Below are 18804 nucleotides of genomic sequence, written 5' to 3'. Positions count from 1 at the left end.
TGCCTGGGTCGGCGGAAATATAGTCAGCACTGACCCACACGCAGGAAAATATTCACTGGCGCTTGGATCCGGCTATGCATATCAGTCGCCGGCCGGAATGATACCGATCAAACCGGGTTTTGATTACCGGCTTCACATCTGGATCAGGTGCGATGGTTGTAATGCGCAGGATGTGGCAGTGAGCGCATTGTTTCATGGCGATGGTTTCAATGCCGCGAACAGCGGAAGCTTCGGGCGGATACTCGGTAGCTGGCTGGAGGGCACAAAGCCCGCGTTTGTTCTGGATGGCGGGAAATCGCCGGCATTGCTGTCACTCGGCGGTACGGTAGGCTGGAAGGCATATTCAGTGGATATTCCTGTGTCGCAAATAGCATCCGATGCCAGAGCCTTGCAGATATATTTGCGTCACGATGCCGGGTCAGCCCCCAAAGGTACAGCTTATTTCGACGATTTATCCGTCGAACAACTGCCGGCAGGAACGGTTGCGCCGGACCAGATTATTCTGAATGGCGGATTTGAAACAGGCAAGGCTCCCTGGTGGGGTGACGGAAATATCATCAGGGAAGGTGCGGCCGAAGGGCGCCAGGCTTTGAGAATTGCCGGTGGGTTTGCCGCTCAGGATAAGCGGCCTGTTGAAGGTGGCAAGCACTATCGGGTGAGTTTGCAGATACGCTCCAACGACGCTGCCGATAATTCGATATTCGCCCAGCTGAGTTTTCGTGGTGCCGGTGTGGATGGTGGATGGCGTGGGCCAGAGCAGGTCAATACAGGTGCTGCGTCAGAGCCGGTATTGTTTGTAACCGGCGGGACGCATGGATGGAAATCCTATTCGGTCGTGGTTGGGGCACCGCCAGGCGCGAAAGAGGTACTGCTGTATTTGCGAAAGAAAGCAGGTACGCCGGGTACGGCCGATTTCGATGCGGTCAAAATCAGCCAGACGGATGATCCGGTGATGACTGCCGCCGTCATGGAGCAGAAAAAGATGGCGGCGACCATGTTTGCGCCAGTGGCGAAAACCGGCAATGCGGAGAAAATCATCGCTGCAGTTGTCACTGCAGGTGCTGCAAAACCGTCCAAGATGTTGGTTCTGGCTGACAATGGCAAGCCACGCTACCACATCCATGTGGCCCGCAATGCCGACACCATTACTTTGGGTGCAGCCAGCACGCTGGCTGATTATCTGAAGCGGATCAGTGACGCCAGCTTTACCTCTTATTCCGATGATGAACATCCGCTGGCCGGTCCTTTACTGATAGTCGGAAGAGACAATGTACTGACGCAACGGCTATGCCCTGATATTCCCTATGACAAGCTGGGTGATGATGGTTTTGTTATTCGCACAGTGGGCCCGAATCTGGTCATTGCCGGTGCCACGCCACGCGGCACCATGTATGGCGTCAATTGGTTTCTTGACCACAAGCTCGGTGTCAAATGGCTGAGCCCTTCCTTCACTTATGTACCTGTTGCACGAAAACTGCAGGTTGCGCCACTGAATGAGTTGCAAGTGCCGCGCTTCAGCTATCGGGAAGTGCTCAGCTATGAAGGTCAGGACAAAGCCTATCGTGCGCACAATTTGCTGAATGGCGAATCACACGGGCCATCATTCAGCGCATCACCTGCCGAAATTGATAGCTGGGATCACAGCTGGGATGCAAAGGGCGGTGAAGCCAGTTTCTACGAGCTGATGCCGCAGAATAAATATGCCAAGGCGCATCCTGACTGGTATGCTGGTGGACAAGTGGCGATGATGAATCCGGAAGTGCGCCAGGTCATGGCGGACGCGATTATCAATCGATTGAAGCAGTTGCCGGATTACAAAAAAACCTGGTTTGATTTACACGATATGGATTGGGGCTGGGATATGGATCCGGCCAGCCGGGCGTTTGCCAATAAGCATGGTGGCGATCCATCCGCCCCCCGGCTCGATATGGTCATCGACATCGCCAATCGGGTGCGCAAGGTTCTGCCCGGCGCGCGGCTGGCGTTCAATGCCTATCATTGGAGCTTTACGCCACCCAAGGGCATGACGGTGCCTGACTATGTCATGGTATTCCCGATGACCATACAGGTGGATTACAGCTCTCCGTTGAACAAAGGACGGAACGAAAAACTGGGCCAGGATATCGCCGGCTGGAATGCCATCGCGAAGCATATACTGGTATGGGATCACATCACCAATTTCAGCGGTTTCCTCCAGCCCACGCCCAACATCTATCCGATCGGCTACAGTCTGCAATGGCTGGCTACGTTACCCAATGTCCACGGTTACTTTGCCGAAGGCAGCTGGAATACGCCGGCAGCCGAGTTTGCCAGTCTGCGCGTGTGGATGATTGCGCGGCTGCTATGGAATCCGAAGCAGGATGTCCGCGCCCTTGTCGCCGAATATAGCCGGTACTATTTTGGTGCGGCGAGTCCATATCTGCTTCAATATATCGATCTGATGCATGCGGCCATTGCAAAGAGCGGCGATATGCTCAGCGAGAAAACCCAGGTTGATATTGCGATGCTGAATCTGGATTTTGTGCGCGAGTCAGACCAGCTGTTCGAGAAAGCAGAAGCGGCAGTGGCAAATAACCCGGTGTTGCTGGAGCATGTGAAAGAAGCGCGCATGCCGGTGGATTATGTCATTCTGGTACGCCGCAAAGAGTATTCAGATGAAGCCGCACGGCGAGGTATCAACTGGCAACCGGATACGGCGCAGCGTCTGGCGCGTCTCAATCAAACCATCCGTACTGCGAAAGTCACCGAGTATCGTCAGGGGGGTAGCATCAAGCAACTGGACGAATTGCTGGCAATAGAACGGCATACACCAGCGCCGCCGGCATTGGTGCGTGACATGCCCAAGCCGGACTGGATGGATTATCAGGACCTGAGTTTCAATCTCTACGATACCGCGCTAATCGTTCCGGATAACGCGGCGTCCGATGGGGCTGCAGCCAGAATGAACGGAAACTCCTCAACCTGGGCGGTGCAATTGAAACTGAACAAACTGCCCAAACAGGGGAGCTGGGAATTGTACGCAAGTGTTCGTGTAAATGCTGCTGCAAACCATGACCAGGAGGCAGGTGTGAGGGTAGGTTCATCTCCGCCGATGGGTTTATTCAATTCAGGTTTGGTCGGCGCTTTGAATGATGGCCAGTATCATCTGGTCAAGGCAGCTGGCGGCCCCTTTCATTATGATACCGATCAAAGCAAGGGTATCTATGTCCAGGCGTCCGGTTCAAAATATGTGAAATACATTTATGTGGATCGGTTCATTGCGGTGCGGGTACCTGATAAACATTGAAATCGCCATTTTCATGGTGGAAATGAATGCGCACAATCCATTTGATAATAGAGAAAACAACATGACAACTATTTTGATCACCGGCGGAGCCGGCTACATTGGTTCCCATACCTGCGTGGAGTTGCTGAACGCAGGATTCGAAGTCGTGGTCGTCGATAACTTGAGTAACAGCAAACAGGTTGCCCTGAAACGGGTAGAAAAAATTACCGGTAAAAAGCCTGTTTTTTATCATGCGGATGTGCGTGATCGCGAGGCGCTGAATCAAATCTTTGTAAAACATGCTATCCAGGCTGTGATTCATTTCGCCGGACTCAAGGCGGTGGGTGAATCGGTAGAACAACCGCTACGATACTATGAGAACAATGTTGGTGGCACGGTAACCTTGTGCCAGGCAATGGCCGAGGCGGGGGTGAAAAATCTCGTGTTCAGTTCATCTGCGACAGTTTACGGCGACCCTCATGCGGTACCCATCCAGGAAGACTTTCCGGTGGGCGCCACCACCAATCCCTATGGCCGCAGCAAATTTATTGTGGAAGAAATCCTGCGTGATCTGCATCTTGCCGATCCAGACTGGCGCATTGGTTTGCTGCGCTATTTCAATCCGGTTGGGGCGCATGAAAGCGGATTGATTGGTGAAGATCCGAATGGCATCCCCAACAATTTGATGCCTTACATCTCCCAGGTGGCTGTAGGCAGGCTGTCCTTCCTGAGGGCATTCGGCGGCGATTATTCGACGCCGGATGGCACCGGTGTGCGGGATTATATCCACGTGGTCGATCTGGCGCTTGGACATGTAGCGGCGCTGCGTTATCTGGAAAATCACGAGGGTTTGGTGACGGTAAATCTGGGTACGGGTCACGGCTATAGTGTTCTGGATATGGTGCGGGCTTTTGCAGCGGCCAGCGGGCGTGAAATACCTTATCAGATAGTCGATCGAAGGGTAGGAGATATCGCCAGTTGTTACGCTGATCCTGCGCTTGCACTACAGCTGTTCGGCTGGCAGGCGCAACGTGATGTAAATGTCATGTGTGCCGATGCGTGGCGCTGGCAGTCACAAAATCCGCAGGGATATGAGGAATAGTCAGGTGCTCATTCTGGTTTTTCGAAGTTTGGGCAGATGATGCCGATCAGATTATTGAAGCGTGCAGGTTGCCGGACTACGCCGCATTTGGCGCGGCAATATCGAGCATGATTTCGGTAACGTCTCTACCTACACCACGGTAACCGGTAAAGCGTCCGATGGCGTCAAATTTTGGTTCACCACTCACCTGAAAATATTGTTGCGCGCCATCGGTATGAATCCGGCTGTAAATGAAATTCAGGAATGGCCGACGTGCTGCGATGTTCGCTGCGAGTTCCGCGCGCTCGGTTTCATTCCAGCGCGCGGTTGGTGTTTGCGTGGTCTGGCCGGGTAAAGAATCAGCTTGGGGCGTGCTGAGCATTTCCAGTACCGGGCCGTAAACATTGGTGAAATGGCCGTGCTCGTCCTGTTCCCAATACCAGTCGGATGACAGCTCGGTCAAACGGCGAAAGCGTGCTTCACTTTCGCGTAATTCGGCTGTGCGTTCCAGCACGGTCTGTTCCAGCTGCTGATTCAAATGATCGAGTTGCTTATACAGCAAGCGTACTTCCAGCATGTTGTGAATACGCGTCTTGACCTCGATCAGGTCAAACGGTTTGGCGACGAAATCCTTTGCGCCGGAGGCCAATGCCCGCAACTTGTGGCCCGGTTGGGCGGTGAGTACGAGGATAGGAACATAACCGTCAATTTCGAGTTTTTTCAGGTTCTCCATCACTTCAAAACCATCCATTTCCGGCATCTGCAAATCAAGCAAAATCAGGTCGTAATGATGGTCGCGATGCAATGCACTGACGGTGTGCGGATCCATCGTCGACGTGATGCAGCCATAGCCGGCTTCACGCAGCATTTGCTCCAGCAACATCACATTGGCTTCCTGGTCGTCCACGATCAGGATGTTGGCATTCAGAATATCGGTGGGAAGCACCATAAAATCCACTTTCCTTAATTTGTATTACTGCCCATGTCCATGGGGACTACACATTAACTACCTGTCATCGCCACCAAGTTGGTGTGTGCGGCGATACGATAGGCATTTTTGCCGGCACGCTTGGCCTCATACAAGGCAATATCTGCGCTTTTCATCAAGGCCTCCACCTGCTCGCCATGCGCGGGATAAATGCCGACACCGACGCTGGCGGTGATGTTCACATTGCGGCCCTGAATGCTATACGGCTGAGCTACGGCTTCTATTACTTTTGATACCAGATTGACCACGCCGTCGGCATGATTCAATTCCGCCAATCCGATTACAAATTCGTCTCCACCCAGGCGCGATACAGTGTCCTCTTGGCGCACTGCGGCCACCAGGCGGTCGGCGACCATCTGCAGCAAGATGTCACCTGCATCGTGGCCTAAAGTATCGTTAATCAATTTGAACCCGTCCAGGTCCAGATACATCACAGCCATGATGCGATTGTTTCTGTGCGCATGGGCGATGGCTAATGAAAGTCTATCCATTAACAGCCGCCTGTTCGGTAGCCCGGTCAGCGGGTCATGCAGCGCCAGAGATTCCAGCGCACGGCTGTAATCCTCGAGTTGTTTATACAACAAGCGCACTTCCAGCATGTTGTGAATGCGCGTTTTGACCTCGATCAGATCAAAGGGTTTGGCGATGAAATCCCTCGCGCCGGAGGTCAATGCACGCAGCTTGTGGCCCGGTTGAGCCGTAATCACGATTATTGGAACATAGCCGTCCATTTCGCATTCCTTCAGGTTTTCCATTACCTGAAAACCATCCATCCCGGGCATCTGCAGATCAAGCAGAATCAGGTCGTAATGGTGGTCGCGATGCAGCGCGTAGACGGAATGCGGATCCATCGTCGACGCTACGCGGCTATAGCCGGCTTCTTGCAGCATTTGTTCCAGCAGCAGTACATTGGCTTGCTTGTCATCTACGATCAGAATGCTGGCGGCAAGAATATCAGCGGCACTTATCATTGCTAGGTTATTAGTTGCGTTGCGTTATCTATCCCTGTTTCCGCGAATTCCAGCGCCAGGCTCAGCGCCTCCATGAACTCGTTGACCTTGATCGGCTTGGTGAGATAGCGGAAGAATCCCGCCGCCAGACCTTTCTCGATATCGCGTGGCATGGCGTTGGCACTGATGGCAAGCACCGGGATGTGCGCCGTTTCCGGATCTTCACGCAGGAGTTTCAGCGCCTGGGTACCGCTGATGCCAGGCAGGTTGATGTCCATCAGAATCACCTCCGGCTGATGGATGCGCGCCAGCGTGATGCCGCGCATGCCATCCCCTGCACTTAACAAGCGCATATCGGGACGACGCGCGATGATTTGCTCGACCAGTTGCATGTTCGCCCGATTGTCTTCTACATATAGCAGGGTGCGCAGCGCTGTGCCATGCTGAACGCGCGCTTGAAGCAGCGCAAGCGGTTCGTCCGCGCCGATGACAACTTGTGGTGTACCCGCCAAGTCCAATTCGATCCAGAACACACTGCCCACCCCAACCGTGCTTTCCGCGCCGATTTCGCCCCCCATCAATTCGACCAACCGCTTGCTCACCACCAGGCCGATGCCGGTGCCTTCCTCGGCGCTGGCCTCTTGTCCGAGGCGATTGAACGGCTGGAACAGTTGTGCGAGTTTTTCGGGGGACAATCCTTCGCCGGTATCCAGCACACTGATACGGATGCGCTCCGCGGTGCGCGCGCTGCACGTCACTTCGACCGTTCCCTCCGCGCGGTTGTATTTGATCGCGTTGGAAAGCAGATTGATGAGAACCTGCTTCACCCGGGTCCGATCGGCATTGACAAAGTAAGGGCTATCAAACTGAGGAAAGATCATGCGGATGCCGCTTTTTTGTGCCTGCGGTTCGATCATGGCTTGGCAATCGAGCAGCACTTCGGGCAGCGATATGGGTTCCAGCGACAGCGACAGCTTGCCGGACTCGATCAACGCGAGATCGAGGATTTCGTTAATCAACTCCAGCAAATACCATCCCGCATGGAGAATCTGGTCGATGCTGGATTTTTGGGTGGGCGTTGGCAGCGGCGAACCCGCCTCCATTAATTGGGCGAAACCGAGGATCGCATTGAGCGGGGAGCGCAACTCATGGCTCATGCTGGAAAGGAAATCCGATTTGGCGAGGTTGGCTTTTTCCGCCACGAACTTGGCGCTCACCAACTCGGCGTTCGTTTCCTGTAGCGCCTGATCCAGGCGTTTGCGTTCGGTGACGTCGCGCGCTGCGGCGAACACACCCTGTAGCGTTCTATCCCGGTCGTAGAAGGTGGTCGCATTGTAGGACACCACCGTTTCCTGACCGTCCCTGGCGAGCACGGTGAGCTCGTAATCGGTGACCTTTTTTTCGCTCAGCACCCGCTTGATAGCTGCCTCGGCCCGCTCCGAATCGATGAAGTAATTCTTGAACGGCGCGCCGATCAACTCGTCACGCGTGCAACCGGTGAGCGCCTCCATCTGCTTGTTGACGTCTGTAATGATCCCGGCCGGATCGGTAGCCATCAGCGCATCGATGTTGGATTCGATCAGAGAGCGCGTATAGAACTGCTGGTCGCGCAGGCGCTGATCGAGCTTTTTCTGATCGGCTTCGACCTGCTTGCGCGCGGTGTTGTCGGTGCCGATCAGCAGGTAACCGATGATGGCGTTGTCATCGTCGCGCAGCGCCGTGACCGACACGACCGCCGGGAAACGGCTACCGTCCTTGCGGATGTAGGTCAGCTCGTAGATGTCCTCGATGCCGCGTGAGGCCTTGAACACCAATGCCTCAAAGCCCGGCTCAATAGAGGTTCCGAGTTCGACGCTCAATGCCTTGGCGCGCGCGATGACTTCCTGCGGATCGGAAATGTCGGCCGGGGTGATCTTGTTCATCACGTCGGCGGCCGTGTAGCCCAACATGCGCTCGGCGCCGACGTTGAATATTTGAATCACGCCCTTCGCATCGGTGGCGATGCTCGAGAAATTGGCGCTGTTGAAAATCGCGCTCTGCAGGGCACCTGCCTTGAGCAGCGCCTCTTCCGCCTGCTTGCGCACGGTGATATCACGTAAAATGCCGGTGAAGTAACGCTGGCCGCGCAGCCACATCTCGCTTACCGCCATCTCCATTGGAAAAATGCTGTCATCCTTGCGCCGGCCCACGACCTCGCGTCCGAGGCCGCTGGCGCGCGCCTCATCGCTAGCACTGTAATACTCGAGGGAACCATTACCATTGCTCTGGTCTCGATCAAGCTCGGGTATCAGCAGGCTGAAGTTTTGTCCGATGAGTTCTGCGGCGGTATAGCCAAACATTCGCTCGGCGGCCGGGTTAACTGTCTCGACGATGCCGCCGATGGCATGGAGGGTGATGATGCCGTCAACCACGGTATTGAGTATCGTCTGGATCTGCGCGGTACTGTCGCGCAAGGTCTGCTGTATCGCATATTCCCCGGTGACATCGCGGAACACCAGCACGGCACCGATCACCTGACCGTCGCGGTCGCGAATCGGTGCGCAACTGTCGGCGATATCGCACTCGCGCCCAGCGCGTGCAATCAATACGGTGTGGTTGGCCAGGCCCTGTATCGTGCCATGTGCCAAGGTTTCCAGTACCGGGATAGTGGCGGGTTGACGGGTTTCTTTGTTGATGATGTGAAAAATCTCGTCCACCGGGCGACCACTGGCTCCCGCCTGCGTCCAACCGGTAAGCTGTTCGGCAAGGGGGTTCAGGAGTGTCACGCGCGCGCTAGCATCGGTGGCGATCACAGCATCGCCGATGGAGTTGAGCGTAACCGCGAGCTTTTCTTCGCTGACCTGCAAGGTGACGTTGGCCTGCTGCAGTTGTTTATGCGTCTCCTCCTGAATATCGAGCAAATGCTGTCGCTCTGCCTCGACCTGTTTGCGCGCGGTGTTATCCGTGCCGATCAGCAGGTAGCCGATGATGGCGTTTTGATCGTCGCGCAGCGCCGTGACCGACACGACCGCCGGGAAACGGCTACCGTCCTTGCGGATGTAGGTCAGCTCGTAGATGTCCTCGATGCCGCGTGAGGCCTTGAACACCAATGCTTCAAAGCCCGGCTCAATAGAGGTTCCGAGTTCGACGCTCAATGCCTTGGCGCGCGCGATTACTTCCTGCGGATCGGAAATGTCGGCCGGGGTGATCTTGTTCATCACGTCGGCGGCGGTGTAACCCAGCATGCGCTCGGCGCCGACGTTGAAAATCTGGATCACGCCCTTCGCATCCGTCGCGATACTGGAGAAGTTGGCACTGTCGAAAATCGCTTTCTGCAACGCGCCTGCCTTGAGCAGCGCTTCTTCTGCCTGTTTGCGCGCGGTGTTATCCGTGCCGATCAGCAGGTAGCCGATGATGGCGTTTTCATCGTCGCGCAGCGCGGTGACCGACACGACAGCCGGAAAGCGGCTGCCGTCCTTGCGGATGTAGGTCAGCTCATAAATATCCTCGATGCCGCGTGAGGCCTTGAACACCAAGGCCTCGAAACCCGGCTCAATAGAGGTTCCGATTTCGACGCTCAATGCCTTGGCGCGCGCGATGACTTCCTGCGGATCGGAAATGTCGGCCGGGGTGATCTTGTTCATCACGTCGGCGGCGCTGTAACCCAGCATGCGCTCGGCGCCGACGTTGAATATTTGAATCACGCCCTTCGCATCGGTGGCGATGCTCGAGAAATTGGCGCTGTTGAAAATCGCTTTCTGCAAGGCCCCGGTTTTAAGCAAAACCTCCTGGCGGCGGAGCTCGATGATACCTTCCGTCAGTCCTGTGGCTGGGCTGTGTATGTTGGAATCATGAATCTTTTCGGGCATGGCCGTCCTCATATTAAAGCGCGAATTGGTTTGGCGGATCGCGTGCCCGAAGATGCAAGCAGCACCCGATCTACTTATACGCTTATATGGAGGAAAAGAATGCATGCTTTTGCATCAGGAGCCATGAATGAGTAACCGAATGCGTGAATGGGTTACGTGAGATCAGCTTTCATCATAGTGGGTGGGCCTGTCGTTATCCGTGCGTTATCGCACAGTTGGCCGGGGTTTATGTAAATCCTGGATGGATACGAAGCGCTAAGTATGACCAGCTAAAGAAAATTCCTGGCGATTGCGCACGTCACACAGTAGTCGATCATGCTCTTTCTTGACTACCGCATAGCATTCGCATACGCGCGATGCCAAGCCAGATCGATTGACCACAGTGATATGACCACGCCGGTAGCTAATAAATCCAGCCTGTTGCAAATGCCCGGCGGCCTCGGTGATCCCTTCGCGCCGCACGCCGAGCATGCTGGCAATGAGTTCCTGCGTCATGGTCAGTTCATTGGTGGGTAGTCGATCAAGGGTCAGTAACAGCCACCTGCACAGCTGCTGCTCCACCGAGTGATGGCGGTTGCAGACTGCGGTTTGGGATATTTGTGTAATCAGCGCCTGCGTATAGCGCAACAACAAGTGCTGCATGATACCGGCGCGCCGCCCCCCGACACGATTGAATTCTTTCATCAGTAACTGTGCCTTGAGCTGGTAACCGTGGCCTGCTGTCTGCACAATGGCCCGGCTCGGTGTGGTATTCCCACCCATGAAAAGCGAAATGCCGAGTACACCTTCATTGCCTACGCCAGCGATTTCAGAAGATGCACCGCTCTCGGTCACATAGTGCAGGGATACGATTGCGGTCGTTGGAAAATAGACGTGCTGCAACTGGCCGCCGGATTCATAAAGAACATCACCCAGTGGCATCGCGACCAATTCAAGATGAGGCAGGATGCGCTCGAATTCGGCGGTAGGCAGGGCAGCGAGCAGATGATTTTGATTGGGGCTCTGCGGGGTATTCATATGTGGTCTCCGAATAATCGGCCGGAAAGCTCGACTATCACGTGGACAGCATACAGGTTTTGCACCCTAAAAGCCTGTTGGACTTGATTAGAGGTAGCTTGCGCGCAGTTGACGCTGCATGTGCCATGTTCCTCAGTTGCACCCGCGTTTTCGGATGTGTGTAGCTTCCAGTTGAACTGCGCCAACTCAGCTTAACCACAAGTCGATCCATTGCCCCGTGTCAGGCGGCTCGGTCAGAATGAAACAGTTACCGGCGACCGATAAGTATGCCGATTACCAGACTGACACCAGCGACTGCTCCGATGGCTTGCCAGGGATATTCGTGGACATAAGCGTCAGTCGCCTTGGCAGCTACTTTGGCTTTGACAAGTAGTGCTGCCTGGGTTTCCACCATGCTGATTTTCGCAACTCTGATGGATTCTTCCGCCCTGGCCCGCAATTCAAGCAGTTTTTCACCGCCTTGGCTGGCAGTTGCTTTCAGCAGCGCCTCCGCATCGGCAATCACCACTTTGAAATCGGCGATTAACTGTTTCCTGGTGACTTGGTCTGATGTTTTATTCATATTTTCTTTTGTTTCCAGTTCCAGCATGTTCATGGTCAATTCCTGTCTTTTTTACGATACGGTTGGCTGCTTAACGAAATAAACCGGTCAACTATCTTTCAAACTGGCGGCAGGCACCATGCTACTTGCGAAGGGTCAGCAGGAACACGCCTGCCACTATGGCGCCTATGCCAGCCCAGATGGGAATGTTTACAGTCTGCGTATCCTTGACTGATAGCTCTATCGGGCCCACCTTGGCCTGATGCGTTTCCTTGGTGTAGGTAAAGCCACCATACGCCAGCCCCAAGCCGCCGGCTATGATCAGTACAATTGCTAACATTTTGACTGCATTCATTTTGTCTTTTCCTGTAGCGATGTTTTTATTGATGAAGGGGAGGACTGGCAACCAGCAACCACTCATTACAAGATGGTTCTACGCGGCTACAGTGCTATAGGGTGAATTCTCCAGATTAAACTAAGGCCATTTTCTGACCTGAAAAACGGGGCAAGATATAGTTCCTGATTCAATGCTACTTGTACTTATCCTGATGATTCTGTGCGATATCGAACATAACCGCACATTTTCTGATTATTTCTATAAATATTTACGACTCATTTAATTCACTTAGTCACCCAGCAACTCCGCTACTGGATGTAATTGTTCGATATGCTGCGACACGACCCTGACAATGACGATGATGGGGATGCTCAGCAAAATGCCCCATATCCCCCACAGCCAGGTCCAGAACAGCAGGGAAATAAACACGGCTGCTGTATTCATTTTTGCAAACCTGCCGGTCATCCAGGTGGTAACCAGGATGCCGATGAGGGTCGCTACCAGCAATGATGCACCGGCGACCTGCAGCGCCAATGAAATGGAATCGAATTGGATGAATGCTGCCAGGCCGGTAATCATGGCAGTAACGGCTGGACCGAAATAGGGAATGATATGTAGCAGACTGGCCGCGACCGCCCAGGCGCCGGCATTTTCCAGACCCAGCCAGGTAAAGGCTGCCCAGGTAAAAATACCCACCAGGGCATTGGTGATCAACAACATGAACATGTAGCTCTGGATGGAGTTGTTAATATCGTCCAGGATATGAACCGTGATTTTCCTTCGAGTCAGTGTCGGCCCGGCCAGGCGTACAAGTTTGCGTTTAAAGGTGTCGCCCGACAGCAGTAAAAAATAGGTAAGGAACAACACCATGACGGCTTGTCCGAAAAAAGCCATCACCCCCAGCCAGCCAGACCATAATAGATTGTTCAGCTTGAACGGAGACGGGTCTAAGACAACATAGGTCTTGGTTCGTTTGTTGGACTCGGGTGTAGCGGCAACCTGGTTGGTGGCTTTTTCAATTTCATTTGCGGCGATCTGTACTTTTTGCATGTTGCTGAGCTGGCCACGCGGTAAATGGCTGGCCACGGATGACAGCTTGCTGGCAGCCTTGGGCAACTGATCCAGGATGGTTTGCATTTGCCCTCGCAAAGCGTAGGAGCACAGCAATACCATGCTTACCACTGCCAGCATCACCATAGTGGCGCCGATTAAACGCGGGATTTTGATCCATTCAAGCCATGCCACGAGCGGGTTCAGTGTGTAGGCAAACAAAATACCGAGCAATATGGAAATGGCAAAAACCTGCGCCCAATCGAGCACAAATATCAACGCGATAACCGAAAGAATGATGAGCGGAATGCTGTGGGCGATGATTGTTTCATGCTTGGGAAGCAGGGTTAAATGTTCGACATCGGAAAGGGATGCCATATCGTTCGCTATCTTTGCCGACTCGACTTGAGATTGTGTTTCCATATTTATGATGCCGAATATTAATGAGACGGATGGTTTGTTATTGGTTGGGAAAGTTCATGGGCTTTACAGGTGGTAACGCGGAGGGTGCAACGCGTTTAATATAAAGTGCCATATCCACATCAAGTTTATTCGGTCTGCTACATCCAGTTCTGTACGATACCGCACAGAACTGGATGTTTTGTAGCCAGAGTGCCGCTTAAAATTGGTAACGGTATTTTTGCCGAAGTCATTGAATGGCTGGCGTTGGATTTGATAACACCGAAGGGTGGTTTGGCCAGACGGGTGCCGAATCTGGCCTAATGCTGATTTAAAATAACCGGGATCAGCTGGCTAGAGCCTGTTGACATTCATATTAGCCACAAGAAGGACGCGACGATAGCGATGAACGATGAAAACCGTTCGGCGAGTTTGTCGTAGCGGGAGGCGGTGCGGCGAAAATGTTTGATGCGAAGAAAGAATCGTTTGATGAGGTTGCGATGCTTGTACTGATGTTTGTCGAAAAGACGTTGGTCGCGCCGGTTGGTGCGAGGAGGGATGACGGCGGTAGCGCCATCTCCTGGATGTGCGCAATCAGCGCATCGGCGTCGCAAGCCTTGTCTGCAACCACCGCGGACGGGAGTAGACCGCCAAGCAAGGGAACGGCTTGTTTGCTGTCGTGTGTCTGACCAGCAGCCAATGTCCAGCGTGCCAAATCCCTCGATCAGCGCATGAATCTTGGTGGTCAGTCCGCCACGCGAGCGGCCAAGCACTTGTCCGCCCGTTTTTTTGAGGCACCGGCGGCATGCTGGTGGGCTTTGATGATGGTGCTGTCAATGAAAGCCTCCTCGAAGTCGGCATCACGGGCAAGTTCGGCAAATACTGCGTGCCGGACGCCTTTCTTCGACCATCGGCCAAACCGTTGGTACACGGTGTTCCATACGCCGAATTCCGGTGGTAGGCCGCGCCATGGCGCGCCGCTCAGGAATAGCCGGTTGTCCGATTCGCGGCCAGGATCTCCTGGCTGCGCAGGCAGCATGCTCGCAATTCGTTCATATTGGTCATACAGAGCCTTTTAATCTTTATGTCTGTGGATGACTTAATTGTTGTTTTGCACGTCTTTGGCTTTGTCGTGAATCGCATCACCCGCACGTTCCATATCTTTGCCGGCACCGGCGACAGTGTTGCAGGCGGAAACGCTGAGTAACATACCCAATGTGCCAGCCAATACCAATGTGGATAAAATTTTTCTGGTCATGATTGATCTCCTGAATGATTTGGTCATCGTTAAAACCCTGAAACCTGATGTTCGAATTTCAAGCTTGGGGAGATCATATGGATGGGCGGGAATGCGGTCTGTACGCTGTCGAACATAATGTGAATTCGTCTGAATATCATTGCGTTTCCCATGCGGAATATATTTATGAGGGCATGATATTCAATAGGTGTTGAAAAAGACTTTAGAGCCAGTATTCCGGGAGTCTGGATAACCATTCCTTGAAACGAGAGGTAAATGGCCGATGCTTCCATTCCGTCAAATCGATCTGATTGGATTGATTCAGGTCGTTGGTAAACATGGTTTCCATTTGGTTGGCAAAGTCGCTGCCCAGGATGACTGCGTTAACTTCATCATTGTGCAGAAAGCTGCGCCAATCCAGGTTGGTTGAACCGATGGTCGACCAGACGCCATCGATGGTGGCCGTTTTGGCATGCATTACGGAACCGCGACGCTCATAGATTTTTACTCCGGCACGCAGTAATTTGTCGTAGTGAGAGCGTCCGGCATTAAAGACTATCCATGAATCACTATGGCTCGGTAATATCAGCCTCACATCTACGCCTCGTTGAGCAGCTTTCATCAAGGCCGCAAGCAGTTGAGGATCGGGCACAAAATAGGCATTGGTAAGATGTATCCGCCGTTCTGCATGATTAATGGCAGAGAGCAAGGTCTGATAGATAGGATTGGTGGTGTCATTGGCGGTACTGCCCATGGCACGGACGATTTCATTTCCCCGCGTGTGGAGCTGAGGAAAGTAGTCATTCTGAGTAAGCGGCGCGCCATCCTGTCTTTGCCAGGCGTTCAGAAACAGCTTCTGGAATTCAGCCACCGCAGGTCCTTTAATTTCGACATGAGTATCACGCCAGCCGAATGAGGGATCGCTTTTCCTTTTTTTGCGGCGTAAAACAGATCCGCTTGAGTAAGCATTGCTAATATTGATGCCGCCTACAAAGGCGATTTCACCGTCTATCACCATTAACTTGCGATGATCACGATTATTAAACCGCCAGGTTTTAGAATTGGGCGCGAGTGGATTTACGGGATTGAATTCCACCACGTGGATGCCCCGATCGGCCATAGCCTTGAAAAAATCTTTGGGGGTGCCGAGTGAGCCCACGCTGTCATAAATCAGGTTGACTTGTACACCATGCGCCTGTCTATCCAGTAGCAGCGCTGCAAATTCATCGCCAACCTTGCCATCCTCAAAAATGTAGGTTTCCAGATTGATTGTGTTCTGTGCATTGCGGATGGCAGCAAACATGGCTATGTAAGTGGATGGCCCATCCTGCAACAAAGTTACGTGGTTGCCCAATACCAGCGGATTGTCAGGGTTGATTTCCTGTTCCAGCTCGAGATGTTTTTGCAATATGTTCAAGCTGCCGGCTTTCTGTTTTAACTGGGTAAGGATGGCTTGGCTTTTCTTTACTGATAATGCACCGCTGGCGTTATCAAATTGCACAGCGTGGACCGCTGGCACGGCCAGGGTGGTTTTGGTATTGGGCAGGTTGGTGCAGCCAGCCAATATCAGCAAACCTGCCGTGACAGCGATCAGCAATTTTTTAAGTTGTAACCAGCCAGAAAAAAAACGAGAATTGGGTGGCGCTGGAGTCATCATCATGTAGCAAACAGCATTTTATGTGTGTGCATGTTTCAATATGAACAGGCTGGCAGTTACCCTTTGGCATCAGCGATTGAATCACTCATTATGCTTGGTGGTATTTCCAAGGTTCATTTTTTGGTGCGTTCTATTATTCATGGCGCATATTTCTTAACCGGCGGGAGATTGCCCACCCACCCGCATCCCAATGTGAGGCAGCGGTAACGATGACGCAATACCACGAAACTGAACAAACGGTCGATGAGCCTGCGATGTATGCGGGCTACCGAGCCGCCGCACGCAGGGCAGGCCGGGCACCTCAGCTGAAGTGAGGGTTTCTCCGGCAAGGCGTGGGATATTTTGCGCTCATCCATGAGCTGCTATACACGGAGAAATAGACATATTATTTTTTTGTTCTTGGGTCAGGAGGTCTGTCGTGGCTGTCTACAAACTGGGCCACATCCCAAGCTTCCTGTATGGAGAGTGAATTCCCTTTGCCAAGTGGCATATTGGCTTTGATAAAGGCAGCAGCATTTTTTACTTTATGCATGCCTGCCCCCGCATTGTAGGAATCTTTGCCCCATAGTGGCGGGAACGCATATTGTTCGTTTACTTTCGTGCCCAGCCCATCAGCCCCATGGCAAATTGCGCAGTTTTGCGCAAAAACCTTGGCGCCGCGCCGAGTGTCAGGTGGTTGCGGTGGGTTGTCCAGTTTCGGGTAACCACGGCCGGCAAGGCTTTTGCCTGTAGGAGCACCTGTTGCGAGCCAGTAACTATAACTGGTCAAGGCCAGCATCTCCTTGCTGTTATAAGCGGGAGGTGTGCCATTCATACTGAATCGGAAACATCCTGCCAAACGGTCTTCAAAGCTGTTTACCTTGTGATTCTTGCTTCGGTATGCAGGGAAGGATACATACGCAGCCCATAGCGGGGCTGAATCAGCCTTGCGCCCTGCGTCGAGATGGCAATTGACGCAGTTCAGACCATTGCCGACCAGGTTTTTTGCATAGATCTGCGTATGCACAAAAATGTTTTTGCCGAGTTTGATCATGTCGCCCATCTCACCTGAAGGCATATCGCTTTCTGGGGGTGGGGTGAAATGAACTGGCTGAGTACTGACGGACATTTGTTTGGGATCGTGTTGCCCGGCATCCGGTTCCGGCAGATTGGCAACAGCAGGTGTTTTAGTGGTTGCAACGATGTTTCTTGCAGGTTCCTTGGCAGCTTCATAGCGGGCAGGAATAAGGAGCAGAGATGCCACAATCAATACCCCGATAACTGCCAGCACAATCCACATGGGATGAAATTTGCCATTTTGAGTCAGTCGATTAATCAATCGATTCATGGCATGTCTCCATCAATAGTCATTATTTCGGATTCGCCAGATAAGCACTCACCGCACGGATATCTTCGGCGCTGAGTTTGTCCGCAACAGCCTTCATTAATCCATCAGGGTCGTTAATCCGCGTTCCGGCTTTCCATTCATTTAATTGGTTTGCTATGTAAGTGGCATTCTGTCCGGCGATACTCGGGAAGTGGGGCGGTATTCCGCTACCATCCACTCCGTGGCAGGCAAAACACGCCGGCATGCCTTTATCCCAGTTTCCTTGATGCGCCAATTGTGCGCCATGAGTTGTTTGAGGTGTTACAGGAACAGGATTTGAGCCAGCTTTCCAAGGGGGCAGGCTGGCATAGTAATCCGCCACATCATTTATCTGCGCAAGACCCAACGTATTGGCAATGGGACCCATCAATGGATTTTTACGCAATTTTGCCTTGAAATCCGTCAACTGCTTGACCAGGTAATCCTTGTTTTGCCCAGCCAGCCGAGGAAAACCGGCGGCGGCCTGACCCTCGCCGTTTGCGCCATGACATTGCATGCATGCCGACACGGCACCCGTTCCGTTTTTTGCAATTGCCGCCCCTGCTTGCGCATCGGCGTGGCTCAAACTTGCCTGACTCGACATCAGTAAAGCAAGTAAGGCACTGGCTGATAAGCCTCGCGCGAATTTCATTTCATTCACCATTTTGTCATCTTCATATCACCAGATATCGCGCATGCAGGTTCCAGGCATGGCCGGATTATTTGGAAACATGGCGAGACAGCACCAGTTTGACTACCGGTCCTGTATGCATAATATCTCCGCCGCCGGCCGGTTATATCGGAGGCCGGCCACTGATCACTCTGAGCAATATTACGACTATAGCAATCACAAGAAGAATGTGAATGAATCCGCCTAATGTGTAGGATGTGACCATACCCAGCAACCATAAAATAATTAACACAACTGCGATTGTATATAGCATGACAATGCTCCCTCATTAAGAGCCTGTAAATAATTCTGTGTAACTGCCCCGCGTTTAAATATGTCCTTGAAGTCGATCCTCGAAGGCGATAATAAATCGGCTCATTGCATTGCGCCAGTTCTGGATGGGCATGGTCCATTTTTTT

Annotated in this window: 15 protein-coding genes and 1 pseudogene; 3 read left to right on the top strand and 13 right to left on the bottom strand. The window is 52.9% G+C overall.

Annotated elements, in window-relative coordinates; translation table 11 throughout:
* The first annotated feature begins 178 nt into the window (after window positions 1-178).
* Together ACYCZJ_RS07500 and galE are read left to right on the top strand one after the other, a co-directional pair.
* Complete coding sequence (locus tag ACYCZJ_RS07500; protein ID WP_461553606.1) at window positions 179-3286, top strand: DUF4838 domain-containing protein; 3108 nt, start codon at window positions 179-181, stop codon at window positions 3284-3286.
* Window positions 3287-3347: 61 nt separating this feature from the next.
* Complete coding sequence (gene galE, locus ACYCZJ_RS07495) at window positions 3348-4367, top strand: UDP-glucose 4-epimerase GalE (RefSeq protein WP_461553605.1); 1020 nt, start codon at window positions 3348-3350, stop codon at window positions 4365-4367.
* Between the two features lie 76 nt (window positions 4368-4443).
* On the opposite strand, the gene ACYCZJ_RS07490 is transcribed toward galE, so the two are convergent.
* From ACYCZJ_RS07490 to cls, 10 genes and pseudogenes are all read right to left on the bottom strand, one after another.
* Window positions 4444-5295 (bottom strand): response regulator, encoded by an 852-nt coding sequence (locus ACYCZJ_RS07490; RefSeq protein ID WP_461553604.1) that lies wholly within the window; start codon window positions 5293-5295, stop codon window positions 4444-4446.
* A gap of 53 nt (window positions 5296-5348) precedes the next feature.
* Window positions 5349-6305: a diguanylate cyclase domain-containing protein gene (locus tag ACYCZJ_RS07485; protein ID WP_461553603.1), complete on the bottom strand. Its 957-nt coding sequence runs from the start codon at window positions 6303-6305 to the stop codon at window positions 5349-5351.
* Between the two features lie 2 nt (window positions 6306-6307).
* Window positions 6308-10132, bottom strand: coding sequence for a hybrid sensor histidine kinase/response regulator (locus ACYCZJ_RS07480; protein WP_461553602.1), 3825 nt, complete (start codon window positions 10130-10132; stop codon window positions 6308-6310).
* Window positions 10133-10387: 255 nt separating this feature from the next.
* A complete protein-coding gene (locus tag ACYCZJ_RS07475) occupies window positions 10388-11149 on the bottom strand; it encodes a Crp/Fnr family transcriptional regulator (RefSeq protein ID WP_461553601.1) in 762 nt (253 codons plus the stop codon).
* A 247-nt stretch (window positions 11150-11396) separates the two neighbouring features.
* A complete protein-coding gene (locus ACYCZJ_RS07470; RefSeq protein ID WP_461553600.1) occupies window positions 11397-11738 on the bottom strand; it encodes an ElaB/YgaM/YqjD family protein in 342 nt (113 codons plus the stop codon).
* Between the two features lie 94 nt (window positions 11739-11832).
* Window positions 11833-12030, bottom strand: a complete 198-nt coding sequence (locus ACYCZJ_RS07465; RefSeq protein WP_461553599.1) for a hypothetical protein — start codon at window positions 12028-12030, stop codon at window positions 11833-11835.
* A 285-nt stretch (window positions 12031-12315) separates the two neighbouring features.
* Complete coding sequence (locus ACYCZJ_RS07460) at window positions 12316-13500, bottom strand: AI-2E family transporter (RefSeq protein WP_461553598.1); 1185 nt, start codon at window positions 13498-13500, stop codon at window positions 12316-12318.
* 347 nt (window positions 13501-13847) lie between these two features.
* Window positions 13848-14515, bottom strand: a pseudogene (locus tag ACYCZJ_RS07455) (IS5 family transposase).
* A gap of 60 nt (window positions 14516-14575) precedes the next feature.
* The gene (locus ACYCZJ_RS07450) at window positions 14576-14734 is read right to left on the bottom strand and encodes an entericidin A/B family lipoprotein (protein ID WP_461553597.1); all 159 of its coding nucleotides are present in this window, start codon (window positions 14732-14734) and stop codon (window positions 14576-14578) included.
* Between the two features lie 202 nt (window positions 14735-14936).
* Window positions 14937-16214 (bottom strand): cardiolipin synthase, encoded by a 1278-nt coding sequence (gene cls, locus ACYCZJ_RS07445; protein ID WP_461553676.1) that lies wholly within the window; start codon window positions 16212-16214, stop codon window positions 14937-14939.
* Here cls and ACYCZJ_RS07440 point away from each other — a divergent pair.
* On the top strand, window positions 16123-16377 hold the full coding sequence (locus ACYCZJ_RS07440) for a hypothetical protein (protein ID WP_461553678.1): 255 nt from the start codon (window positions 16123-16125) through the stop codon (window positions 16375-16377). The genes cls and ACYCZJ_RS07440 overlap by 92 nt on opposite strands.
* A gap of 378 nt (window positions 16378-16755) precedes the next feature.
* Here the strand turns inward: ACYCZJ_RS07440 and ACYCZJ_RS07435 are convergent, their stop codons facing one another.
* The 3 genes from ACYCZJ_RS07435 to ACYCZJ_RS07425 all read right to left on the bottom strand — a co-directional run bounded on the left by ACYCZJ_RS07435 (window position 16756) and on the right by ACYCZJ_RS07425 (window position 18659).
* Entirely contained in the window at window positions 16756-17697 is a 942-nt protein-coding gene (locus tag ACYCZJ_RS07435) for a c-type cytochrome (RefSeq protein ID WP_461553596.1), read from the bottom strand.
* Between the two features lie 22 nt (window positions 17698-17719).
* Window positions 17720-18367: a c-type cytochrome gene (locus tag ACYCZJ_RS07430; protein WP_461553595.1), complete on the bottom strand. Its 648-nt coding sequence runs from the start codon at window positions 18365-18367 to the stop codon at window positions 17720-17722.
* Between the two features lie 142 nt (window positions 18368-18509).
* On the bottom strand, window positions 18510-18659 hold the full coding sequence (locus ACYCZJ_RS07425; RefSeq protein ID WP_461553594.1) for a lmo0937 family membrane protein: 150 nt from the start codon (window positions 18657-18659) through the stop codon (window positions 18510-18512).
* Between the last annotated feature and the right edge of the window lie 145 nt (window positions 18660-18804).

The organism is Sulfuriferula sp., from assembly GCF_054605375.1.
This window is presented reverse-complemented; position numbering and strand designations above follow the sequence as displayed.